The following is a 24,597-nucleotide window of genomic DNA, read 5'->3' as shown; positions in this document are numbered from 1 at the left end:
TCCATTCAAGCATCATTCAGATACGCTCCATCTTCGGCAGCCAGACGCGGATCAGCGAAAACAGTCGGTCCAGATCGATGGGCTTGGCCAGGTAATCGTTGGAACCCGCCTGCAGGCAGCGCTCCTGATCATCCTTCATGGCCTTGGCCGTGACGGCAATGATCGGCAACTTGCGCCAGCGCGGGTCCTTGCGAATCTCGATGGTCGCTTCAAAACCGTCCATTTCAGGCATCATCACGTCCATCAGGACCAGATCGATGTCTTCCACTTCATTGAGCTTGGCAATCGCCTCCAGACCGTTGCGGGCGATTTCCACCACCGCGCCTTTATGTTCAAGGGCACTGGTCAGGGCGAAAATGTTACGCACATCGTCGTCGACCACGAGGATCTTGCGCGCCTCGAAGACCTTGTCACGGCTACGCGCGGTCTTGAGCATCTTTTGCCGCTCGTTGGACAGTTGCGATTCGACCTTGTGCAGGAACAGCGTGACTTCATCGAGCAGCCGCTCAGGCGAACGCGCACCCTTGATGATGATCGAGCGCGAATACTTCATCAGCTCGGCTTCTTCATCGCGGGTCATATTGCGGCCGGTATAGACGATCACCGGCGGGAAGGCACAGATGTCTTCCATCGACATGCGTTTGAGCAACTCATTGCCGAGCATGTCCGGCAGCTTCAGGTCGATGATCATGCAGTCGTAGACATGATCGCGCAGCAGGTCCAGCGCCTCCTGGGCGAAGCCTACCGCGGTGATTTCAATATCATCGTCACCGATCAGGCGCGCGATGCTGTCACGCTGCAGCGCGTCATCCTCGACCAGCAGGATACGTTTGACCTTCTGCGTCAGCTTGGCTTCCAGCTTGGCGAACACGTCCTTGAGCTCTTCACGCGTGGTCGGCTTGACCGCGTAGCCAATCGCGCCCATATGCAAGGCGGCTTCCTGGCGATCTTCGACCGAGATCACGTGCACCGGAATGTGCCGGGTGGGCGCCAGCTCCTTGAGACGCTGCAGCACGGTCAGGCCCGAATGGTCCGGCAGGCGCATGTCCAGCAGGATCGCATCCGGCGTATAGCGTGATGCCAGATTGAAGCCATCGTCGGCAGCATGCGCCACCAGACAGTCGTAGCCCAGTTCGTGGGCGAGATCGTAGAGAATCTGGGCGAATCGCACCTCGTCTTCGATCACCAAAATGCAGCGTCGCTGGAAAGGTGCCTTGTCGCGGTCGTCGGCAAATACCGGCACCGGCGTATCCATCGGCACGGGTGCCGGAACAGGCTGCGCAATGACCGGAAGCACAGGAGCATAAGGCTGCAGCGCAGCAGGCGCTGGCACGATTGGCAGATCGCTGCCCGGCTCGCGATCGTCTTGCTCGACGTAATGCTCCGGCAGCACCAGGCTGAAAATACTGCCCTGCCCCGGTGCGCTGGTCACACTGATCGACCCGCCCAGCAATGCCGCCAGATCTCGTGAAATCGACAGCCCCAGTCCGGTACCGCCGTAACGCCGGTTGGTGGTGCCATCTGCCTGACGGAACGCTTCGAAGATACCCTGCTGGTGCTCCTCGGCGATGCCGATGCCCGAATCACGCACGATGAAGGCGATACCTGCGCCCGGCTGACGCGAAACGACCATGCTGACCGAGCCGGCCTCGGTGAACTTGATCGCGTTGGACAGCAGGTTCTTGAGGATCTGCTCAAGACGCTGGCGATCGGTGAACAGCATGGTGGGCGCGCCGGTCTGGATGTCGACGGTAAACGCCAGCTTCTTCTCGGCGGCCAGCGGTTGGAAGAGCGTCCGCAGACCTTCGACCAGTCGGGGAACGCTGCTGTTTTCCGGGCGCACTTCCAGCTTGCCGGCCTCGACCTTGGAAATATCCAGAATGTCGTTGATCAGATTCAGCAGGTCATTACCCGCCGAATAAATCGACTCGGCAAACTTGACCTGTTCGGCGGTGAGATTTTCGCCCGGGTTCTCGGCCAGTAGTTTGGCGAGGATCAGCGAGCTGTTGAGCGGCGTGCGCAGCTCGTGGGACATGTTGGCGAGGAACTCGGACTTGTACTTGCTGGCACGCTGCAGCTCGTCCGCCCGCGCCTGCAACTCGGCCTGGGCGATATTCAGTTCTTCGTTGTTGCGATCCAGCGCATCGCGCTGCTCGGCCAGCGCTTGACTCTGGTCGGCCAACTGCTCGTTGGTCTGCTCAAGTTCGGCCTGCTGGGTCTCCAGATGAGCCTGGGATTCCTTGAGGATGCGCGATTGCTCCTCCAGCTCTTCGTTGGCGGTGCGCAGTTCTTCCTGCTGCACCTGCAGCTCTTCGTTGAGCTGCTGGGTCTCGGCCAGCACCTCCTGCAGACGCTGGCGATAACGGGCGGCTTCGATGGACGTGCCGACGTTGTCCGCCACCAGCTCAAGGAACTCGATGTCCCGCTCGGTCAGGGCGCGCAAAAAGCCCAGTTCGATCACGCCGTTGACCTGATCGTCATTGCTGGTTGGCACCACCACCACGCTGCGCGGTGAACCGTCGCCCAGGCCGGAAGCAACCTTGAAGTAATTATCCGGCAGTTCATCCAGCGTAATGATGCGGTCCTGCTGGGCGGCCTGCCCGACAATGCCTTCATCACTGTGAATGGTCTGATCTTGCTGCTCCTGTTCGCGGGAGAAGCCATACGAGGCTGCGCGCGTCAGGCCGCCGTGGTCTTGGCGAATGTAAACCGCCGCCACCGACGCGCCCAGGTATTGGGTCAGGAACTGGAGGATATTGCGGCCCAGCATGCTCAGCGTCAGTTGCCCCAGAACCTGCTCAGCCAGCTCGCTCTGGCCATTGCGCAGCCAGGCCACTTTCTGCAGACGCTCGGAATTGATTTCCTGCAGCCTGAGGTTTTCGCTGTAAGTATTCGACAGCGACAACAGATCCCTGCGGCCGATATAGGCAAGAATTGCGCTGACGATCACCACGAATATCAGATAAAGAGTGACGGAAAGAATGGTACTGCGCGTGACTTCAGCATTGCGGTTCAGTCGAAGTTGTTGCTCCATCTCCACGGCCTGATCATATTCGGTACGGATCTGGTCGGTGATGCGTTTGCCACGTCCGGCCAGCACCGGCGTCTGATAATCGCCGTTGGTGCGCCGTAACGTGATCATCTCCTGGGCGAACGCATTCCACTCCTGCTGCAGCGTGGACAGACGTCTGAACCGATCCAGCTGCGTAGGGTTGTCGTCTACCAGTTTCTCCAGCCCCTGCAGCTCGGCGAGCAACAGCGGCTTGGCGACCTCATAGGGGTCGAGAAAATGCTGATCACCCGTCAGCAGAAAACCGCGCATGCCGGTTTCCATGTCTATCGACAGTTTCATTGAGCGGTTGGTGTTGTTGATCACCCGGTCAGTGTGTTCGACCCACTGTATTGCAGTGAGCAGATAACTGATCAGCAGAATGAAGAAAACTGCGCTCAGTACACCGACACCCAATGGCAAGCCAACGTTACGACCCAGCAATTTTCGAAAGCGTTGTTCATCGACAACAGACGTCCGATTCATGAAATATCCCTGACGAGTGGATCAAAACCGTAGAGTTTGCCGTAAACCTACGAAAAACACTCTTATTTCCGACATAGAGGATTGAAATTTCACACATAAATGGGCGATAAGCTCACGCCTGTATTCATTAATGACGCCAACCCGTGATTCGCCCTCGCGATTTACGGTATTTGTGCCTCAATTGAACTTCCACCCGGTTTTTATTTACTGATACAGGGACTGTATCAACAGCCGACAGGCCCTCGCTCGGTTACCCTGAGTCGACGGGAAAGGATGCGCAAAATTCCGCACTTTCTGCGCTATCACCATTATTCAGGTTTAAGGAGTCAACCATGCCCGACACAGCCCGCACCATTCTCGTGGTCGAAGACGACGCCATTGTGCGCATGCTGATTGTCGACGTGCTCGAAGAGCTGGAATACAGGGTACTGGAAGCCGAGGACGCTAAGTCGGCACTGACCTTTGTTGCAGACGATTCCATTCACATCGACCTGCTGATGACTGACCAGGGACTGCCTGGCATGAAAGGCACCGCACTGGCCAATAAGGTCATCGAACTTCGCCCGCAATTGCCGGTGCTGTTCGCCAGCGGTTACTCGGAAAATATCGACGTGCCGCCAGGCATGCACTTGATCGGCAAGCCGTTCTCCATCGACCAGTTGCGTGACAAGGTAAAAAGCATTCTTGGAAACAGCCTTGACTGACATCGACGCTGCCCTCAACAGCACTGAAAAGCCTTCCAGTACCCGCTTATTGATCATTGGCTACGTATGGCCAGAGCCGCGTTCCTCGGCTGCCAGCGGGCACATGATGCAATTGATTCAATGCTTTCTGGAGCAGGACTGGCAGATCACCTTTGCCAGCCCTGCCACCGAAGGCGAGCACCGCGCCGATCTGCTCGGTCTGGGCATCCGCGAAGTGCATATCGCGCTCAACGACAGCAGTTTTGACGTATTTGTCAGCGGATTGCAGCCTGACGTCGTGCTCTTCGATCAGTTCATGATCGAGGAACAGTTCGGCTGGCGCGTCGAGCAGCAGTGTCCCGACGCACTACGCATTCTGGAAACGTCGGATTTCCAGAGCCTGCGCCACGCACGCCATCAGTTGTTGAAGGATTCGCTGAATAGCGATTGCGCCGAGGCCGGACCGTGCAGCGCCGACGTTTCAGCGCCGCAGCTTTTCCGGCAGATCGCATCCAGTGATCTGGCGCAGCGCGAAATTGCTTCGTTGTATCGCTGCGACCTCAACCTGATGACGTCCGATGTCGAAATCGCTCTGTTGAGCGGCTCTTTCGGCCTGCCCGCCGCGCTGCTGCACTGGTGTCCGCTGATGATCGACGCCATGCCCGACAGCTTCCGGCCTTTTGCAGAGCGTGCGCACTTCCTCAGCATCGGCAACTTCCGCCATGCGCCCAACTGGGATGCGGTGCTGTGGATGAAAACCGCTATCTGGCCGCTGATTCGTCAGCAACTGCCTGACGCTCAGTTGCACATCTACGGTGCCTATACGCCACCCAAGGCATCGGCGCTGCACAATGCCTCGCAGGGCTTTCATGTGAAGCACTGGGCCGAGGATGCGCTGGAGGTCATGTCCAATGCGCGGGTGTGCCTCGCGCCATTGCGCTTCGGCGCCGGCATCAAGGGCAAGCTGATGGACGCGATGCTCTGCGGAACGCCGTCAGTCACGACGCCGGTGGGTGCGGAGGCCATGAGCGGCGGGCTGCCGTGGCCCGGCATCATTGCCGATAACCCTGCCGACATCGCTGACGCTGCGGTGAGGCTGTATCAGGACCAGAACCTTTGGCTTGACGCGCAACAAGCAGGTCAGGCGTTGCTGCAGGCACGCTTCCAGCATCGGCAGCACTGCGCGAGCCTGATCGAACGCATCGAAACCCTTCGCAACGAACTCGCGGAGCATCGCCTGGCGAACTTCACCGGCGCCATGCTGCGGCACCATCACCACAAGAGCACCAAATACATGGCGCAGTGGATCGAAGCGAAGAATCGCAACAAGGATGAAAAGCCGGCTTAAGCTCAATGAGAAAAGTCGGCGAGCGAAGGTCAGGCAAGGCAAAAACAGGCGAGGAACGGCCGGGGTCGCGTTCGACTCTACGGTTTGTAAATGAGCATTCCGATCGGACTCGCGCACGAGCCTGTTTTTAACGCAGCATCACCGAGCGCAGCCACTTTTCCCGCAGAGCCTATGCCGGTTTGCGCAGCAAATAGGTATCCATGATCCACCCCTTGCGCTCGCGTGCCTCGCTGCGCAGCCGCTTGATCTGCTCGCAGACATCATCGAGCCGGCCGGCCATCAGTATCTCGTCCGGCGTGCCCAGGTACGCGCCCCAATAGATGTCCAGCCCCTGCCCCACATAACGCTCGAATGTGCAGTGCGCGTCGAGCATCACCACGACGTTGCCGGGCTGCTGCAGCGGAGCTGTCGCCATGCGTCGGCCGGTGGTGACAAGAATCGACTCGCCGATGCGATTGAGCGGGATCCGGTGTCGCGCGACCAGGCTCTGGACGCTGGTGATACCGGGAATCACCTGATATTCGAATACCTCCTTACCCCGCGCCAGAACCTGATCAAGGATGCGCATCGTGCTGTCATAAAGCGACGGGTCGCCCCAGACCAGAAACGCGCCGACCTGATCCACGCCAAGCTCATCAGTCAACAACCGCTCGAAGAGTATCGCGCGCTGTTCGTGCCACCCTTCGATGCCGCGCTCGTAGGCCTGCGGATCATCTTCACGCCGAGGATCCTGAACTTGCACCAGACGGTAGCGTTCATGAGTGATAAAGCGCTGACAGAGCTCTTTGCGCAGCCTCAGCAACTGATCGTCGACATAGCCCTTGTCGAGGATGAAGATCACCTCTGCACGGTTCAGGGCCGCAACGGCCTGCAGGGTGATCTGCTCGGGATCCCCGGCCCCCATGCCGATCAGCAGGATCTGTTTCATCGGTCAACGCCTCCACTGGCAGAGGCCCGATCGTAGGCGATTTTTGCCAATGACCGGGCATTGAACTGAAAAATCAGGCACATTACTCTTCTGGCAACGGATGAACATGACATCGCCAATGAATAAAACAACAAGAATTGCCGACCCTTCCTACGAATTGATGGACGACCACAACGGTCTGTCGATCATCTACCGCGAGCATGGTTTCCCCTGCCCGCTGGTGCGCTGGCATTTCCACAAGGAATATGAACTGCACCTGATCGTCGCCAGCTCCGGCAAGGTATTTGTCGGTGATTACATCGGCAACTTCAATCCTGCCAGCCTGTTTCTCACCGGCCCCAACCTGCCGCATAACTGGATCAGCCAGATCGACGACGGTGAAGTGGTGCCCAAGCGCGACATGCTGGTCAACTTTACCGATGAGCTGCTGGAAAGCGGCAATCAGGTGTTTGCCGAACTCAAGACCCTGACGCCGTTACTGGAGCGCGCCCGCTACGGCATCGAATTTCGCTGCAAACGCACGATTCGTCAGGCGATGAAGCAAATGCAGAAAATCGCCGACTCGCGAGGCATTACTCGCCTGGGCCACTTCTTCATCCTGCTCGAACTGCTGGCCGCCAGTGAAGATTACCAGTTGCTGTCGGGCACAGCGGTTGCCCATACGGCGGACGAGCACAGCGTGGATCGCACCAACCGGGCGGTGGATTATATCTTCGCCCACTATGGCCGCGAGCTACCGCTGGAGGAAGTCGCCGAGTATCTGGGCATGAAGCCGACCTATTTTTCCAGGGTGTTCAAACAGGCTACGGGACGCTGCTTCGTGGAGTTCGTCAATCGGCTGCGCATCAGCAAATCATGCGAACTGCTCGCCGACGGCGACAAACCGGTCACCGATGTGTGCTTCGAGTCCGGATTCAACAATATTTCCAACTTCAATCGGCGCTTCCAGCAACTCAAGGGCATGACCCCGTCGCACTACCGCCGCCTCGCCGTTCAGCGTCTGACCGAACAAAACCTGTACTGATTTGCCCCGCCCTCGCCCTCATCGTCTACGCTCGAGTTGCGCCGAAGCCGCCCTATGGGCGATTCGACGCTGTTGCCTTTTCACATCCGAGTGCAAAAAAGTATCAGTCAGAGTGCGGCGCAGGATTTGTCTTTCAGACCGAACGCCGGTGTAATCAGTCCACATCTTCCTCACCTCCGGAAGAGAAAAAAACAATAACCATCCTTCTACAGTCCTTTGGGCGTGGAAGAGGAGTGATCAATGAAGAACTCAGCAAAACTTCTGCTCGCCAGTTCCGTCCTCAGCACCTGTTTCGTGTTCAGTGGCAGTGCCACAGCGGGGACCGTGACCATCGCCACGGTCAACAACAGCGACATGATTCGCATGCAACGCCTCTCCAAAACCTTCGAAGAACAGCACCCCGATATCAAGCTCAACTGGGTCGTGCTGGAAGAGAACGTCCTGCGTCAACGCCTGACCACCGACATCGCCACCAAGGGCGGCCAGTTCGACGTGCTGACCATCGGCATGTACGAAGCCTCACTCTGGGGTCAGAAAGGCTGGTTGCAGGAAATGAAAGACCTGCCTGCCAGTTACGCGCTGGACGATGTGTTCCCTTCCGTGCGCGACGGCCTGTCGGTAGACGGCAAACTGTTCGCCCTGCCGTTCTATGCTGAAGCCTCGATCACCTACTACCGCACCGACCTGTTCAAGGCCGCGGGCCTGACCATGCCCGAGCGCCCTACCTGGACCCAGATTGCCGAATTCGCCGGCAAACTGACCGACAAGTCCAAGGAGCAGTACGGCCTCTGCCTGCGCGGCAAGGCTGGCTGGGGCGAGAACATGGCGCTGATCACGACGCTGGCCAACGCCTATGGCGGACGCTGGTTCGACGAGCAGTGGACGCCACAGTTCGATCAGCCAGAGTGGAAGAACGCGCTGAACTTCTACGTCAACACCATGAAGCAGTCCGGCCCGCCGGGCGCCTCCAGCAATGGTTTCAACGAGAACCTTGCGCTGTTCAACAGCGGCAAGTGCGCTATCTGGGTCGACGCCAGCGTGGCCGGTTCGTTCGTGACCGACAAGAAGCAGAGCAAAGTGGCCGACAGCGTCGGCTTCACCTACGCCCCTCACGAAGTGACCGACAAGGGCTCGTCGTGGCTGTACTCGTGGTCGCTGGCGATCCCGACCAGCGCCAAGAACACCAAGGACGCTGCCGAGTTCACCCAGTGGGCCACCTCGAAAGAGTACGCCAAACTGGTTGCCGATACCGACGGCGTGTCCAACGTACCGCCGGGCACCCGCGCCTCGACCTACACCGACGAGTACAAAAAGGCTGCACCGTTTGCCAACATCACGCTTGAATCGTTGAAGAAGGCTGATCCCAAGTCGCCAACCCTCAAACCCGTGCCTTATGTCGGCATTCAACTGGTCACCATTCCCGAGTTCCAGGCCATCGGCACCAGCGTCGGTCAGCAGTTTTCCGCAGCACTCATAGGTCAGTCCACTGTGGATCAGGCCTTGCAGAATGCGCAAACCGCTACCGCGCGCGACATGAAACGAGCGGGTTACCCGAAAAAGTAACCGTCACGCACCAGGGCGAAAGCCGATGCTTTCGCCCTGCCGCTCAACTGCGCAACAACTCTGGTGCAATCCGGTTCGGAGCTCCCCATGAATACCTCAGCCTCCCCTGAACGCACGGACCTGTCCGGCGAACAGCAACCGCTCAAAAGCCGTCGATTCAAGCCGGGCTGGTTTCTGGTCAGTCCTTCCGTGGCGCTTCTGCTGGTGTGGATGATCGTGCCGCTGGGCATGACCATTTACTTCTCGCTGATCCGCTACAACCTGCTCTCCCCCGGCGAAAACGAATTCGTCGGCCTGGAGAACTTCCAGTATTTCGTGACCGACAGCGGCTTCTTGCCGGGTGCCGGCAATACATTACTGCTGGTCGGCAGTGTGCTGGCGATCAGTGTGATCCTCGGCGTGCTGATTTCGGCACTGCTGGAGGCCAGTGAGTTTTTCGGTCGCGGCATCGTCCGTGTGCTGTTGATCTCGCCGTTCTTCATCATGCCCACGGTCAGCGCGCTGATCTGGAAAAACCTGATCTTTCATCCGGTGTCCGGCGTACTTGCGGCGGTCTGGAAGTTCTTCGGCGCCGAACCGATTGACTGGTTCGCCCATTACCCGATGCTGTCGATCATCATCATCGTGTCGTGGCAATGGCTGCCCTTCGCCATTCTGATCCTGATGACCGCCATGCAGTCACTCGACCAGGAGCAGAAGGAAGCAGCGCGGCTGGACGGCGCAGGTCCCTTGGCGATCTTCTGGCACCTGACCCTGCCGCATCTGGCGCGTCCGATCGCCGTGGTGGTGATGATCGAAACGATCTTCCTGCTTTCGGTATTTGCCGAAATCTTCACCACGACCAACGGCGGGCCGGGCTTTGCCTCGACCAACCTGGCTTACCTGATCTACATCCAGGCGCTGCTGCAGTTCGACGTCGGCATGGCCTCGGCGGGCGGGCTGATTGCCGTGGTCATAGCCAACATCGCGGCGATCATCCTGATCCGGATGATCGGCAAAAACCTCACCGACAAGTCATGAGGACCTTGCCATGATGACCCTCAAACAATCACGCCGTCTGCAAAGCCTGCTGCTCGGGGCCCTGTCCTGGATCATCGCTGCGCTGGTGTTCTTTCCGATCTTCTGGATGGTCCTGACCAGCTTCAAGACCGAGATCGATGCATTCGCGACACCGCCACAGCTGTTCTTCACCCCGACGCTGGAAAACTACCTGCATATTCAGGAGCGCAGCGATTACTTCCATTTTGCCTGGAACTCGGTGCTGATTTCCTTCAGCGCCACGGTGCTGGCCATGCTGATCGCGATTCCTGCGGCGTACTCCATGGCGTTTTTCGAGACCAAGCGCACCAAGAGCACACTGCTGTGGATGCTCTCGACCAAGATGCTGCCGCCGGTGGGCGTGCTGATGCCGATCTATCTGCTGGCCAAGACCTTTGGCCTGCTCGATTCGCGGCTGGCGCTGATCATCATCTATACGCTGATCAACCTGCCGATCGTGGTCTGGATGATTTACACCTACTTCAAGGATATCCCCGGCGAGATCCTTGAGGCCTCGCGGCTGGACGGGGCCAGCACCCGCCAGGAGATCTTTCGCGTGCTGATGCCGATCTGCAAGGGCGGCCTGGCTTCCACCGCGTTGCTGTCGCTGATCCTGTGCTGGAACGAAGCATTCTGGTCGCTGAACCTCACCTCGTCCGCCGCAGCGCCGTTGACTGCCTTGATCGCTTCCTACTCCAGCCCTGAAGGGTTGTTCTGGGCCAAGCTGTCAGCGGTCTCGACCCTGGCGTGTGCGCCCATTCTGATTTTCGGCTGGATCAGTCAGAAACAACTGGTTCGCGGCCTGTCGTTCGGCGCTGTCAAATAGCCCGGCCCAAAGAACAAGAAGGAATCCAACATGGCTAACCTGAGCATCCGCAATCTGCAAAAAGGCTTTGACGGTCACCAGATCATCAAGGGTATCGACCTGGATGTGAAAGACCGCGAGTTCGTGGTCTTCGTCGGGCCTTCGGGCTGCGGCAAATCCACCCTGCTGCGGCTGATCGCCGGGCTTGAAGAAGTGACGTCGGGAACCATCGAACTCGATGGCCGGGACATCACGCAGGTCACCCCGGCCAAGCGCGACCTGGCCATGGTGTTCCAGACCTATGCGCTGTATCCACACATGACCGTCGGCAAGAACCTGTCGTTTGCACTGGATCTGGCGGGCGGTGACAAGGCCGAGATCAAGAAGAAGGTTGATGAAGCCGCACGCATTCTGGAGCTCGGGCCGCTGTTGGAGCGCAAGCCAAAGCAGCTGTCCGGCGGGCAGCGCCAGCGTGTCGCGATTGGCCGGGCCATCGTGCGCAACCCGAAGATTTTCCTGTTCGACGAGCCGCTGTCCAACCTCGACGCCGCGCTGCGCGTGCAGACCCGCCTGGAATTGTCGCGCCTGCATAAAGAACTGCAGGCCACCATGATCTACGTGACGCACGATCAGGTGGAAGCCATGACCCTGGCCGACAAGGTAGTCGTCCTCAACGGCGGCAAGGTCGAGCAAGTCGGCTCGCCGCTCGAGTTGTACCATCACCCGGCCAACCTGTTCGTTGCCGGCTTTCTCGGCACGCCGAAAATGGGCTTCCTCAAGGGCAGAATCAGCCGGGCGGACAACACCAGCTGCGAAGTCGAGCTGGATGCCGGCACGCGTATCAGCCTGCCGGTCAATGGCGCAGGACAAAGCATCGGCGCTGCGGTAACGCTGGGCATCCGCCCGGAACACCTGAACCTTGCCCAGGGCGACGATTGCCAGTTGCAGGTGATTGCCGACGTCAGCGAACGTCTTGGCAGTGACACCTACTGTCACGTGCGCACCCATTCGGGCGAGGCGCTGACCATGCGTATTCGTGGTGACCTGGCCAGCCAGTACGGCGAGACGCTGAACCTGCATCTCGACAGTGCCCAATGCCACCTGTTCGACGCTCAAGGTCTGGTGATTGCCAAAACCTTGCAGACCGCCGCAGCCTGAGTTCCGGAGAGCCCTTCATGAAACTGAACAAAAACAATCTGTCCCAACTGGACGCCGATATCGCCCTGCCCGCCTACACCGTCGACAATACTCGCCAGGGCATTGCCCACATCGGCGTCGGCGGCTTTCACCGGGCGCATCAGGCGTTTTACACCGATGCGCTGATGAACAGCGGCGAAGGCTTTGAATGGAGCATCTGCGGTGTGGGCTTGCGTCCTGAAGACAAGGCCGTGCGCGATGCACTGGCGCAACAGGACTACCTGTACACGCTCTATGAACTGGGCGACACGCCCGACACCCAAACCCGTATCATCGCCTCGATCAGCGGCATGCTGCTGGCCGACGACAACCCGCAGGCGCTGATCGACAAACTGGCCAGCCCGGACATCCGCATCGTCTCGCTGACCATCACCGAAGGCGGTTATTGCATCGACGACAGCAACGGTCAGTTCATGGCCCATCTGCCGCAGATCCAGCACGACCTGGCGAACCCCGATCAGCCAAAAACGGTATTCGGCTTTCTTTGCGCCGCACTGGCTCGACGCCGCGCGCAAGGCACACCGGCCTTCACCCTGATGTCCTGCGATAACCTGCCACACAACGGCGCAGTGACACGCAAGGCATTGCTGGCATTCGCCACATTGCGCGATGCCGATCTGCATGACTGGATCAAGGAAAACGTCAGCTTTCCCAACGCGATGGTGGATCGCATCACGCCAATGACCAGCGCAGCCCACCGGCTGCAACTGGCGGATGACAAACACATCGACGACGCCTGGCCGGTGGTCTGCGAACCATTCGTGCAGTGGGTGCTGGAAGACAAGTTCGTCAATGGTCGCCCGGAGTGGGAAAAAGTCGGCGTGCAGTTCACCGATGACGTGACGCCCTATGAAGAGATGAAGATCAAACTGCTCAACGGCAGTCATCTTGCACTGACCTACCTGGGCTTCCTCAAGGGTTATCGTTTTGTACACGAAACCATGAATGACCCGCTGTTCGTGAGCTATATCCGCACCTACATGGACCTGGACGTGACCCCGCAACTGGCGTCGGTGCCAGGTATCGACCTAGAAGGTTACAAGGACACGCTGATCGAGCGCTTCTCCAACCAGGCGATTGCCGATCAGCTGGAACGGGTCTGCTCGGACGGATCGTCGAAATTTCCCAAGTTCACCATTCCGACGATCAATCGTCTGATTCTGGACGAAGGCAACCTTGCGCGCGCTTCACTGGTGGTCGCCGCGTGGGCGCTCTACCTGAAAGGTGTCGACGAGAACGGCGCGATCTACAAAATCCCTGACCCGCGAGCCGAGTTCTGTCAGGCGCTGGTGGCTGATGACGCGCTTATTACTCAGCGCTTGTTGGCAGTGGAAGAAATCTTTGGCTCGGCCATTCCGCAATCCGCAGCATTCGTGGCGGCCTTCGAGCAGAACCTCGATGATCTGCGCACACTGGGTGTGAGTGGCACACTGGAAAAACTTTTGGTTGCCAATGCCTGAGGGACTTCCCATGTTTCTTGGAATCGATTGCGGGACCCAGGGCACCAAGGTGTTGGTGCTCGATACCGAAAGCGGCACCGTACTGGGCGAAGGCTCGGCGCCGCACAGCCTGATCAGCGACCATAATGGCCGCCGTGAACAAGACGTACAGCAATGGCTGGACGCGCTGCAACAGGCGACCCGCGATGCACTCGCAGCGGCGGGCATTTCCGGCCAGCAGATTCAGGGCATCGGCGTCTCGGGCCAGCAACATGGCCTGGTGCTGCTCGATGCCCAGGGCCAGGTACTGCGCCCGGCCAAGCTGTGGTGTGACACCGAGTCGGCACCGGAGAACCAGCGCCTGCTGGACTACCTGGGCGGCGCGCAGGGGTCGCTGCAACGCCTTGGCCTGGTTATCGCCCCAGGTTATACCGTGTCCAAGCTGTTATGGACCAAGGAGCAATACCCGGACCTGTTCGAGCGGATCGACAAGGTGCTGCTGCCCCACGACTACCTCAACTATTGGCTGACCGGCCGCTGCTGCACCGAGTTTGGCGACGCGTCGGGCACCGGCTATTTCAACGTGCGCACTCGCGAGTGGGACCTGCCATTGCTCGCGCACATCGACCCGAGCGGTCGTCTGGGCAAGGCACTTCCACAGCTGTTGCAAGCCCACGAATCGGTGGGCGTACTGCGTCCTGAAGTCGCCAGATTGCTGGGCCTGAACCCTGACGCGCTGGTCTCCAGTGGCGGCGGCGACAACATGATGGGCGCGATCGGCACAGGCAATATCCAGCCGGGGTTGATCACCATGAGCCTCGGCTCTTCGGGCACGGTGTATGCCTACGCCGAGGAGGCGCGGGTCAGCGAGCATGAGTCGGTCGCGACTTTCTGCTCATCCTCCGGCGGCTGGTTGCCGCTGATCTGCACGATGAATCTGACCAACGCGACGACCGCCATTCGCGAGTTGTTCGCCCTCGACATCGCCGGCTTCAATCAGGCAGTCGCCCGGGCGCCGATCGGTGCCGAAGGCGTACTGATGCTGCCCTTTCTGAACGGCGAACGCGTGCCCGCCCTGCCCGATGCGACCGGCAGCATCGTCGGGCTGGACAGCACCAATCTGACCCAGGCCAACCTGTCTCGTGCGGTGGTCGAAGGCACTACCTTCGGCCTTCGCTACGGGCTGGACCTGTTGCGCGACAGCGGCATAAAAAGCGAAAAGATCCGTCTGATCGGCGGTGGCTCCAAAAGTGCAGTGTGGCGGCAGATCGTGGCCGACATCATGAACACACCGGTGATCTGCACCGACCACTCGGAGGCCGCCGCACTGGGCGCCGCCATTCAAGCGGCCTGGTGCTGGTCGCGCGCCAACGGCAAGGCTCAGGACCTGCAGCAACTCTGCGAACGCTGCGTGAGTCTCGACCAAGGCAGTGAGACGCATCCTGTGGTGCATAATGTGGCCGCCTATCAGCAGGTCTATCAGCGTTATCAGGCGCAATTGCGCAAGGTTTGAAGCGTTTTTTCATGGAGCACTTATGTTTCTGGTTTGTGGCGAAGCACTGTTCGATATTTTCACCCGCGCGGATGACAGCGGTTCCCTGAACAGATTGGGGTTCGATGCGATTGCCGGCGGCTCTCCGTTCAACGTTGCGATTGGCCTGCGCCGTCTGGGCGTGGACGCAAGCTTCCTTGCCGGGCTGTCCACCGACTATCTGGGTCGCCGTCTGCGTGCCGTGCTGGAAAAGGAAACGGTCAATACCGACCACCTGATCGACTTCGACGCGCCCACCACGCTGGCCATGGTCGCCGTGGGCAGCGATGGATCGCCGACTTACAGCTTTCGAGGCGAGGGCTGCGCGGACCGCCAGTTGCGTCTGGAACACCTGCCGGAACTCGACGGGCAGGTACGCGGCATTCACGTCGGCTCGTTTTCACTGGTGGTGCAGCCGATTGCCGACACGCTGTTGGCGCTGGTCGCCCGTGAAAGCGGCACACGGCTGATCTCGCTCGACCCCAACGTGCGCCTCAACCCGGAACCGGACATTCAGCGCTGGCGCAGCCAGGTCGCAGCGTTCGCCGAGCATGCGCACCTGATCAAGGTCAGCGACGAAGACCTGCACCTGCTGTACCCGGACAGCGATCCACAAAAGATCGCCGAAGGCTGGCTCGGCAAGCGTACGCAACTGGTCATCATCACTCGCGGCACACAAGGTGCCAGCGTCTTCACCCGCCAGCACGGCACCTGGTCGGTGCCGGCAAGAACCGTGGTCACCGCCGATACCGTCGGGGCTGGAGATACTTTTCAGGCCGCACTGCTGACCTTCCTCAGCGAACGCCAGCTCGACACGCCACAAGGCTTGTCAACGCTGTCACGGGAAACACTGGACGAGATGCTGAATTTCGCCGTCGGCGCGGCCGCGCTGACCTGCACAAAGGTCGGGCCGGACTTGCCGTACAGGCATCAATTGGGGTGAGAAGGCTTAAACGCTACCTCCATACACCCGCATCAACTGCGGTGTATGGACGGTAGTCTTCGTGAGCAAGCTCACGAAAAGGCCATCAAAGTCGCCGAACAAACATCAAGCCACCATACCGGCCTTGATACCTCTGATGCGGGTGTTGATGTCATCCGCAACGTCGTTCTGCTTGTCCTTGAGCGCGTCCTGAACCTTCTGGTCAATCGCCAGTTGGTCCTGAGGTGCCATGGCGTCATAGTCTTTCTGGGTAATACCCGTCAGCTTTTCGCGCACTTTCTCTTCGGCTGTCTGCTTCAGAGAGTCCATGAATTTCTGTTGCACCGAATCTGTCGATGCCGTGTCAGTGATACTGGTGCTGCCAGCCACTGAACCGATGACACCGTTGTCACGGTCAGCCGTCTTTTCCGACAGTGACGTATCACCGGCGGACTTCAGGTTGATCATCATCCGTGCAAAGGATTCGTTGTAACCGCTGTTTTCCTGCTTGCTGTCTTGCGATGTCGAACTGCTGGTCTGCGCGGTAACCGGTGCCGAACCTGATGTCAGGCCAGCGGCAGCGACCGAGCTGAAGGCGTCCTGGGACACCTCATCTACGGTCTTGCGCCCGACAACAGCCCGGGAAACAAGCTGCTCAAGCGCACTCGTGCCAATAATCATCTCTCACCTCCTGATGAACCTGTTGCGCAGGTTCAAAAGCAAGTCCAGTGCCAACTGTCTTGAAAACCAATAACCTGTTGATTTTAAAAGCTTAAATAAAAAACAGGCAAATCGAGCGCGTCAAAGAACGGATACAGCCTGCCGTCTGCGGCAAACTCCGGCCAAGTGTCAGCCTGCCGCAGGGCCGGTATTGATATCCAGCAGCTCAATCGGCAACGGCTCGGAAAAGTAGTAGCCCTGCGCCTGTGTGGCGCCGATTTCGCGCAGCAGCTCGAGCGTTTCAAGGTCTTCGACGCCTTCGGCCACTACGGTCAGATCGAGGGATTCGGCCATGCGCACAATGGCACGCACGATAGCGCGGCTACGCACACTGGAGGTCAGCCCGAAGATAAACGACTTGTCGATTTTCAATCCGCTGAAGTGGTACTGATGCACGTAGCTGAGCGAAGAGAAGCCTGCGCCGAAATCGTCGAGCATGACCGACATGCCTTGCTCGGCCAGGAGCTTCATTGACAGGCGTGCCTGCTCGGGATCGACCACCAGTGCGCCTTCGGTGAGTTCCAGGCACAGACGTTCAGGCGCGACATTCTGCTCGGCAAGCAGTGCCAGTACTTCCGCGGCGAACGCCGGGCGGGTGATGCTGTAACTCGAACAGTTCACATGTACGGGTGGCCAATGACTATTCTCGGGTTGCGCCAGGATGGAAATCACACGTTTGAGCATATAAAGGTCCAGACGGCCAATCAGGCGCAGTCCCTCGAGCGCAGGCAGAAAGCTCTCTGGTCCGACGATCCGCCCATCCGGCATACGCCAGCGGATCAACGCCTCGAACGCCAGCAACTTTCCGCTATTGACGCAGATCACCGGCTGAAAATAGGGAATCAACTGGTCCGTACGTTTCAGCGCCGTGCGCAGCGCACCTTCCTGCTCGACCTGATCAGACACCTCGCGGCGTAACGCCTGATTGAACACCGCGAAGCTGTCCCGCCCGCCGTTCTTGACCCGGTACATGGCGGTATCGGCATCGCGCAGCAGGTCAGCCGGTTCCTGATGGAAGCGACTGTCGGCACCCACCACACCGATACTGCAGGAAGAGAACACCGTGTGATCATCGATCACGAACGGCTGCTCTAACGCAGTCAGTATTCGCTGAGCGATCTCCGTCCCGGTCTGCAGCGGCGTGTCGATGCTCAACACGGCGAACTCGTCACCGCCCAGCCGCGCCAGCAGGTCGCGTTCGCGCATGCAACTGCGCAGGCGCTCAGCGGCCTGCACCAGAAGGATGTCGCCGCAGTGATGACCCAGGCTGTCATTGATCATCTTGAAGCGATCCAGATCGATGAACATTACGATCACTTGCTGGCCATTGCTGCAGAAGTCCTGCCATGCCTGCCTCAGACGATGTTGGAGATGGCTACGATTGGGCAGCCCGGTGAGTGAGTCATGGGAGTTTTCGTGCTGCAGCCTGGCGTTTGCCTGGTCCAGCTCACGGGTCCGGTCTCGAACCCTGGCTTCAAGCAGAACATTGGCGGTATGGATCGCTTCTGCCGCGCTGCGCCGGGACAGTGCCGTATCGATGTGACGAGAAACAAAGGTGAGCAGCTCCTGATCGCGCAAGGTATAGCTCACATCCTTGGAATAACTCTGCACCACCAGCACGCCGCGCACCTGCCCACCTTCGAACAGCGGAATGCCCAGCCATGAAGAGCAACGACCGGATTGTCGCTGTACCTCGATCTCGCCAAGGCCTTCCAGCCTGCGAGCTTCCTCGTAATCGATCAGGCACGGTCGCCGCTGGCCTATCACATACTCGGTAAACCCCCGCTGCCCGCGCCGTGAGCGCGGCGGCGCGGGCTTGAACTCGTCAATGTAGTACGGAAAGGTCACTTCGCCCGTCGCACTGTCGTAAAGCGCGATGTAGAAATTGAGCGCCACCAGCAACTCGCCGACGATCATGTGCAGGCTGCGAAAAAGCTCGTTCATGTCACCGGGCTGGCTGGAAAGCTCGGCAATCTGGAACAGGGCATTCTGCAGATGCTCGGCGCGCTCGCGGTCCCTGACCTCCTGACGTAACGCGTCGTTGGCTGCAGAAAGCTGTTGCGTGCGCAGAGCCACTACCTGCTCCAGGTCAGTGCGATGCAACTGCCGGTCCAGTGCCATGGCCACGTGGCGCGACACCACGGCGAACAATGCACGATCCTGGGCACTGTAGACACGAGACACGTCATAAACCTGCATCGCGACCATGCCAAAGACTTCGTCCGATGCGTTTTTCAAGGGCGCGCCCATCCAGAACTCGGGTAGACGTCCAACGCTGTAAAACCGGTTGTCGGCTTTGGCCTGTTCGATGCAGGCAGCATCGAGAAACAAAGGCTGCCCGCTGCTCAAGACATACCCGGTGAGCGACATCCGGTCAGCGTCGATAAACTCGAACGTCTCGTGTGCCATTGCCTCGCCATCGAATCGGTCAATGTAATAAGGATAGGTGATCTTGCCGCTTTGCCGGTCATACAGCGCAACGTAGAAGTTCTCGGCATCGATCAGAGTCCCGAGTTGCTCATGAATGCCTTGCAGAAAAGCGCTGCGGTCCAGCGTAGTGCTGGCCAGCAGGCTGATTTCATACAGAACACGCTGCGTGTTCTGCGCGCGGATCAACGCCGCGGTCTGCAACAGCGAGCCCAGCCTGACAGCCAGATCCAACAGCAAGGGATGGTCTTTTTCAGCCATCGGTGCCAACACCCAACCCAGCACGCCCTCGCCCTGCCCTGCGACCCGGCAATGCAGCTGCAATTGAGTGCAATACGTCTCGAAGTCTTCAGCGGCGATGTGTGCAGGCCAGACAACGGTGTCGTCGCCCTGCCCGAGCAGGCATTTCAGTTCACCCGCGGCGTAGGCAGCCCAGGCAATGGCTCCTGTCTGCTCCCTTGCCACGCTTATGAGGGCTTCGATAGAGGCCTGACAGGAGAATCGGTCGCGGTTGGCTGGCAACGCGCTGCAGGGAGCAATTGAGGTGCGAGCTACGCTTGAGCAGAGGCCCGTGGCCAGAAGTGAGACTGTCATGGAAACACCAGATGCATGAGCCAACGGCGGTCATCCTTTAAACCATGACCAAAGATTACAAGCGTAAAAACGCATTGTTGCAAAGTTCATACCTTTTTGGCAGACCCTTCGGCGTACCGATGACGCTTGTGTGACGCGGGGCACTACATGGCTGCCCCATGGGTCAGATTCATGTGCATCGCCAGACAGCGAGGTCAATGAGCGAGGCTCGGCTATGCTGTCGTACGGCGTTACACTTATCCCCATTGAACAGGTGACAGTAATGGTCAAGACATACAGCTACGCAGCTCAATCGGCTCAGGACACACTCAAGCCCCATCAATTCGAACGTCGCTCGCCCGGCGCTGACGATGTTCAGATCGACATCCTTTACTGCGGCGTGTGCCACTCCGATCTGCATACTGCGCGCAATGAGTGGCACAACACACTCTATCCTTCTGTTCCGGGTCACGAAATCGTCGGCCGGGTCACGGCGGTCGGCTCCGACGTCAAGCAATTCAAGGTCGGCGACCTGGCTGGCGTCGGTTGCATGGTCGACAGTTGCCAGCAATGTACATCGTGCGCCGAAGGTGACGAGCAGTACTGTGAGAGTGGCTTCACCGGCACCTACAATGGCCCGGTGTTTGGCGGCGAGAATACATTTGGCGGCTACTCCGACAAGATCGTGGTCAAGGAAAAGTTCGTCCTGCGCATCTCTCATGATGCCAACCTGGCTGCCGTCGCGCCGCTGTTGTGCGCAGGTATCACCACCTATTCCCCGTTGCGCCACTGGAAGGTCGGCCCGGGCAAGAAAGTCGGCATTGTCGGGCTTGGCGGTCTCGGCCACATGGGCGTCAAGATCGCCCACGCCATGGGTGCCCATGTGGTGCTGTTCACGACCTCCCCCAACAAGCGCGAAGATGGCTTGCGTCTGGGCGCCGACGAAGTGGTCGTATCCAAAGACGCGGCACAAATGGCCGCTCAGGCGAACAGTCTGGACTTTATCCTCAACACAGTGGCAGCGCCGCATGATCTGGACGCCTTTCTGTCTCTTCTCAAGCGCGACGGCACCATGACACTGGTCGGCGCGCCGGCAGAGCCGCATCCGTCGCCCGCGGTGTTCAACCTGATCTTCAAGCGTCGCAGCCTGGCTGGCTCGTTGATCGGGGGCATTCAGGAAACCCAGGAAATGCTGGACTTCTGCGCCGAGCACGGCATCGTTTCCGACATCGAAATGATCAACATGCAGGACATCAACGAGGCTTACGAGCGGATGCTCAAGGGCGACGTCAAGTATCGCTTCGTCATCGACATGGACAGCCTCAAGCAGGAAGCGGCTGCCGACTCGAACGCTGCCTGATGCGCACCTGGCAGCCATGGACGGCTGCGATTTGACATGCCGTACGTCGCCCCCGGTGAACCGATCGCCGCCAATCGCCCACTGATGTCCATACTCTAGTTGCAGGACTCTGATTGCAGGCATCGGCATCCCACCTGCTGCGCGATCCGCTTTGGCCGTTTCCCTTTACGGCCTGAGCGGCCCGCACTAAAAAATGAACTATTAATTACATTTTTGTGACTATTACTGACAGTCTTTGAGTCTCAAGTTCACGCAGTCCTTGCAGATACTCATGTCAACGGACGTTTAACAGGCCAACGGATTATGAAACAACGCGCGACAGTCATCTGCAAACGTGACGGCCAGGTCCTCTATGTGCGCAAACCGAAATCGCGCTGGGCGTTACCTGGTGGCAAGATAGAAGCGGGTGAAACGCCCTTTCAGGCCGCAGTACGTGAACTGTGCGAGGAAACCGGGCTCGCTGACCTTGATCTTCTGTACCTTGATGTGTACGAGAAGGATCAAGTGGCCCATTACGTTTTCACCGCCCAGGTCCCAGCCTCCAGCGAGCCATCGCCGCAGAACGAAATTGCCGCCTGCAAATGGCTTGCGCCGCAAAAACTTGGTGACTTGAAAGCCAGCAGTGCGACCAAAACCATCGTCAAGTCATATGCAACCGAGTCCGAAGGCGGTCCCGGTACCCGGAGCCACGTTACAGGGTAATCGGGACAATCGGGTTGAACGGTATGGCCTGATGCTGTTCTGAGACAGCAGACGGTTCATTACTTTCTTCCCCGTCTCAGGAGACCCCCATGACTCAGACCGCCCTGGTTGTTGGCGCAAGTGGCATTGTCGGCAGCGCAATCACGCAGTTGTTACTGGAAAACGATTGGCAGGTTGCCGCCCTCTCCCGTAGCCCGTCAGCGCGGCCCGGCGTGATACCGGTAGCTGCAGACCTGCAGAACCCGGAGTCCGTGCATGCGGCTCTGGCTGATGTGAAGCCCACCCACATTTTCATCACTACATGGTCGCGTCAGGCCACTGAAGCAGAAAACATCCGCGTCAATGCCGCGATGGTGCGTAACGTGCTGGACGCTGTGCGGCCCGCTGGCAGTGTTCAGCATGTTGCGCTGGTGACCGGCCTCAAGCATTACCTTGGCCCGTTCGAAGCTTATGGCAAAGGCACCCTGCCGCAAACGCCGTTCAGAGAGTCACAGGCGCGCCTGGATATCGAGAACTTCTACTACGCCCAGGAAGACGAAGTCTTCGCTGCCGCCGAGAAGGATGGCTTTACCTGGAGCGTCCATCGCCCGCACACCGTGACCGGTGTCGCCGTCGGCAACGCGATGAACATGGCGACGACCCTGGCCGTCTACGCCTCGATCTGTAAAGCCACGGGCCGACCTTTCGTGTTCCCGGGCTCACGCGTACAGTGGGACAGCCTGACCGACATGACCGATGCGCGGCAGTTGGCCCGCCAGCAACTGTGGGCCGCGACCACACCTGCAGCCGCCAATCAGGCGTTCAACATCACCAACGGCGATGTGTTTCGCTGGAGCTGGATGTGGGGACAGATCGCCAAATACTTCGGCTTGCAGCCAGCCGATTTCCCGAGCGAGCCTGCCCCGCTGGAAACGCAGATGGCCAACGATCAGGCGGTCTGGGATAACATCGTTCGCGAGCATCAGCTCAAGGAAAGTGACATCAACCGCCTGATTTCACCATGGCACAGCGATGCCGATCTCGGCCGTCCGATTGAAGTTGTCACTGACATGTCGAAGAGCCGCAAGCTTGGCTTCACGGCGTTTCAGGCCAGTGACGATGCGTTCTTCGACGTGTTTGAAAAGCTGCGTCGTGACCGCCTGATTCCCTGAGGCAACTTGCCCTCTCGTGCCAATGCTCGCGTTGGCACGAGAGCCGGCACTGGCTACGGGTAAAGCGAGCACAACAAAAAAGGGTCAACCTCTCGGTTGACCCTTTTTTTACCGCCCAGCAGAGCGGATTTTGTTTGGTAGGCGCGATTGGACTCGAACCAACGACCCCCACCATGTCAAGGTGGTGCTCTAACCAACTGAGCTACGTGCCTGCTGTGGGTCGGCATTCTACGGATATTCGAATGCCTGTCAAACGCTTTTTTGCAGTAACTCTCTGAATACGTGAATTTTTTAAGGCCCATGTCAATGATCGCGCAGCATCAGAAATTCCGCCCGTCCTTCCAGAGCCCTGATCGAGCGACCTCTCTGTGTTCACGCCCTTTTCGAAACCTTACCTAGCACGTTTACTAGTATCACTCATCACCCAGTCCCAATAACCTTGCTAGCGTCATAGGCGTCGAACTACACGTTAAGCAGGAGAAAAATCATGGACGATGACGTGGCCGCAATAGTGGTTGATAACGGCTCAGGCTCGGTTCAGAGCAACAATGAAAGCAACGCTGCCTCCGCAGACAGGGCCGCTATCACGAATCGCTATGCAAGAGTGGGAAGTGACGGGATCGTCATTATCATTCAAAACATCCCGGGCCCGCCCCCGACGCCTGACTGGAAACTATGCAAGGCAGATACAAAGGTGGGCTCGAAGTACTGACAGGCCACTGATGAGATCTTTGATTTCCTGGCTAGCCGGCGTCGTCAAAAGCCTGCCGGCAGTCAAACGCATCGTGGCCATTGTCGATGACAGAATCCAATCTACTGCCTGCAGCAATCCAGACAGAGCGTTTGTTGATTCGCGTCGCAAAGCCAGGTGACGTCATCGTGTTCAATCAGGCTGTTGCCGAATCGGCCGAGCATTTGCAGAAATGGTTGGCCTGGGCAACGCCGACTCCTGGTATCGATCAGTCCGAACTGATCTGCCGCGATGCCTACGCCCGGTTCCTCCTGAATGAGGATCTCAGGGCTCTTCTCTTTCTGAAAAACAACGGCGCATTAGTAGGAAGCAGCGGCTTGCATAATGCCAACTGGCAGTTGCGAAGCTTTGAAGTAGGCTATTGGGGCAGAACTCAATACCTTGGCGCCGGCCTGATAAGTGAGGGCGTTGCAGCATTGGTCAGCTATGCGCTGGACAACTTGATGGCTAATCGCGTGTTTCTGGCAATGGATGAAAGAAACCTGGCGAGCCAGAGACTCGCCGAGCGGGTCGGATTTGAGTACGAAGGCACGCTTAGACATGATCGCATGAGCATTCAGGGAGGATTGCGCAACACGCGCGTCTACTCGATCATTGGCACCTGACAGCAAAACAAAAAAGGGCCAGCCTCTCGGCTGACCCTTTTCTTACCGCCCAGCAGAGCGGATTTTGTCTGGTAGGCGCGATTGGACTCGAACCAACGACCCCCACCATGTCAAGGTGGTGCTCTAACCAACTGAGCTACGTGCCTGCTGTGGGTCGTTATTCTACGGATATGCGAATACCTGTCAATCTGTTTTTTTTTGCTAACCCTATGAAATACAGCGTTTTTTGCCAATCAACAGCCAACGGCTCTTTTTGCCCGCTGCTGGCAGAGCTTCTGTATCTCGGGTACGATTG

Annotated in this window: 19 protein-coding genes and 2 tRNA genes; 15 read left to right on the top strand and 6 right to left on the bottom strand. The window is 58.6% G+C overall.

All coding sequences use genetic code 11. The annotated features are described in order from the left end of the window. Nucleotides 1-16: 16 nt before the first annotated feature. On the bottom strand, nucleotides 17-3,535 hold the full coding sequence (locus tag V476_RS23495) for a response regulator (protein ID WP_024959843.1): 3,519 nt from the start codon (nucleotides 3,533-3,535) through the stop codon (nucleotides 17-19). 332 nt (nucleotides 3,536-3,867) lie between these two features. Here V476_RS23495 and V476_RS23490 point away from each other — a divergent pair, with 332 nt between their 5' ends. Further along, nucleotides 3,868-4,239: a response regulator gene (locus V476_RS23490; protein ID WP_024959842.1), complete on the top strand. Its 372-nt coding sequence runs from the start codon at nucleotides 3,868-3,870 to the stop codon at nucleotides 4,237-4,239. Next, nucleotides 4,232-5,566, top strand: coding sequence for a glycosyltransferase (locus V476_RS23485; protein WP_024959841.1), 1,335 nt, complete (start codon nucleotides 4,232-4,234; stop codon nucleotides 5,564-5,566). Before V476_RS23490 ends, V476_RS23485 begins: the two co-directional genes overlap by 8 nt. Nucleotides 5,567-5,735: 169 nt before the next feature. Here the strand turns inward: V476_RS23485 and cobF are convergent, their stop codons facing one another. After that, entirely contained in the window at nucleotides 5,736-6,494 is a 759-nt protein-coding gene (gene cobF / locus V476_RS23480) for a precorrin-6A synthase (deacetylating) (protein ID WP_024959840.1), read from the bottom strand. Between the two features lie 118 nt (nucleotides 6,495-6,612). Between cobF and V476_RS23475 the strand changes: the two genes are divergently transcribed. From V476_RS23475 to V476_RS23440, 8 genes are all read left to right on the top strand, one after another. Continuing rightward, nucleotides 6,613-7,518, top strand: a complete 906-nt coding sequence (locus V476_RS23475) for an AraC family transcriptional regulator (RefSeq protein WP_003420778.1) — start codon at nucleotides 6,613-6,615, stop codon at nucleotides 7,516-7,518. A 240-nt stretch (nucleotides 7,519-7,758) separates the two neighbouring features. Then, entirely contained in the window at nucleotides 7,759-9,081 is a 1,323-nt protein-coding gene (locus V476_RS23470; RefSeq protein WP_016568059.1) for an ABC transporter substrate-binding protein, read from the top strand. A gap of 87 nt (nucleotides 9,082-9,168) precedes the next feature. Then, nucleotides 9,169-10,101 carry a carbohydrate ABC transporter permease gene (locus tag V476_RS23465; RefSeq protein ID WP_003318051.1) on the top strand — a complete coding sequence of 311 codons (933 nt, stop codon included), beginning with the start codon at nucleotides 9,169-9,171 and terminating at the stop codon, nucleotides 10,099-10,101. A gap of 10 nt (nucleotides 10,102-10,111) precedes the next feature. Beyond that, complete coding sequence (locus V476_RS23460) at nucleotides 10,112-10,945, top strand: carbohydrate ABC transporter permease (RefSeq protein WP_003347187.1); 834 nt, start codon at nucleotides 10,112-10,114, stop codon at nucleotides 10,943-10,945. A gap of 30 nt (nucleotides 10,946-10,975) precedes the next feature. Then, entirely contained in the window at nucleotides 10,976-12,082 is a 1,107-nt protein-coding gene (locus V476_RS23455) for an ABC transporter ATP-binding protein (protein WP_003420782.1), read from the top strand. Nucleotides 12,083-12,099: 17 nt separating this feature from the next. Beyond that, nucleotides 12,100-13,581 (top strand): mannitol dehydrogenase family protein, encoded by a 1,482-nt coding sequence (locus tag V476_RS23450; RefSeq protein WP_024959839.1) that lies wholly within the window; start codon nucleotides 12,100-12,102, stop codon nucleotides 13,579-13,581. Nucleotides 13,582-13,591: 10 nt separating this feature from the next. Then, nucleotides 13,592-15,073 (top strand): xylulokinase, encoded by a 1,482-nt coding sequence (gene xylB / locus V476_RS23445; protein WP_024959838.1) that lies wholly within the window; start codon nucleotides 13,592-13,594, stop codon nucleotides 15,071-15,073. A 22-nt stretch (nucleotides 15,074-15,095) separates the two neighbouring features. Then, complete coding sequence (locus tag V476_RS23440) at nucleotides 15,096-16,034, top strand: carbohydrate kinase family protein (protein ID WP_024959837.1); 939 nt, start codon at nucleotides 15,096-15,098, stop codon at nucleotides 16,032-16,034. A gap of 105 nt (nucleotides 16,035-16,139) precedes the next feature. On the opposite strand, the gene V476_RS23435 is transcribed toward V476_RS23440, so the two are convergent. After that, nucleotides 16,140-16,694, bottom strand: a complete 555-nt coding sequence (locus V476_RS23435; RefSeq protein WP_024959836.1) for a hypothetical protein — start codon at nucleotides 16,692-16,694, stop codon at nucleotides 16,140-16,142. 168 nt (nucleotides 16,695-16,862) lie between these two features. Further along, nucleotides 16,863-19,754, bottom strand: a complete 2,892-nt coding sequence (locus tag V476_RS23430) for a bifunctional diguanylate cyclase/phosphodiesterase (protein WP_024959835.1) — start codon at nucleotides 19,752-19,754, stop codon at nucleotides 16,863-16,865. Between the two features lie 262 nt (nucleotides 19,755-20,016). Here V476_RS23430 and V476_RS23425 point away from each other — a divergent pair, with 262 nt between their 5' ends. From V476_RS23425 to V476_RS23415, 3 genes are all read left to right on the top strand, one after another. Beyond that, nucleotides 20,017-21,093: an NAD(P)-dependent alcohol dehydrogenase gene (locus V476_RS23425; RefSeq protein ID WP_024959834.1), complete on the top strand. Its 1,077-nt coding sequence runs from the start codon at nucleotides 20,017-20,019 to the stop codon at nucleotides 21,091-21,093. Between the two features lie 303 nt (nucleotides 21,094-21,396). Next, nucleotides 21,397-21,795, top strand: a complete 399-nt coding sequence (locus V476_RS23420) for an NUDIX hydrolase (protein ID WP_024959833.1) — start codon at nucleotides 21,397-21,399, stop codon at nucleotides 21,793-21,795. 89 nt (nucleotides 21,796-21,884) lie between these two features. Then, nucleotides 21,885-22,946, top strand: a complete 1,062-nt coding sequence (locus tag V476_RS23415; protein ID WP_024959832.1) for an SDR family oxidoreductase — start codon at nucleotides 21,885-21,887, stop codon at nucleotides 22,944-22,946. 135 nt (nucleotides 22,947-23,081) lie between these two features. Here the strand turns inward: V476_RS23415 and V476_RS23410 are convergent. Continuing rightward, a tRNA-Val gene (locus V476_RS23410) sits at nucleotides 23,082-23,158 on the bottom strand. Nucleotides 23,159-23,433: 275 nt separating this feature from the next. Between V476_RS23410 and V476_RS23405 the strand changes: the two genes are divergently transcribed. Next, on the top strand, nucleotides 23,434-23,658 hold the full coding sequence (locus V476_RS23405) for a hypothetical protein (protein ID WP_024959831.1): 225 nt from the start codon (nucleotides 23,434-23,436) through the stop codon (nucleotides 23,656-23,658). 86 nt (nucleotides 23,659-23,744) lie between these two features. Continuing rightward, a complete protein-coding gene (locus V476_RS23400; RefSeq protein WP_024959830.1) occupies nucleotides 23,745-24,302 on the top strand; it encodes a GNAT family N-acetyltransferase in 558 nt (185 codons plus the stop codon). Between the two features lie 69 nt (nucleotides 24,303-24,371). On the opposite strand, the gene V476_RS23395 is transcribed toward V476_RS23400, so the two are convergent. Further along, a tRNA-Val gene (locus tag V476_RS23395) sits at nucleotides 24,372-24,448 on the bottom strand. Nucleotides 24,449-24,597: the final 149 nt, after the last annotated feature.

The organism is Pseudomonas syringae KCTC 12500, from assembly GCF_000507185.2.
In the GTDB taxonomy this organism is placed as follows: domain Bacteria; phylum Pseudomonadota; class Gammaproteobacteria; order Pseudomonadales; family Pseudomonadaceae; genus Aquipseudomonas; species Aquipseudomonas syringae.
The sequence above is the reverse complement of the archived record's forward strand: the minus strand, read 5'-3'. Positions and strand labels throughout refer to the sequence as shown.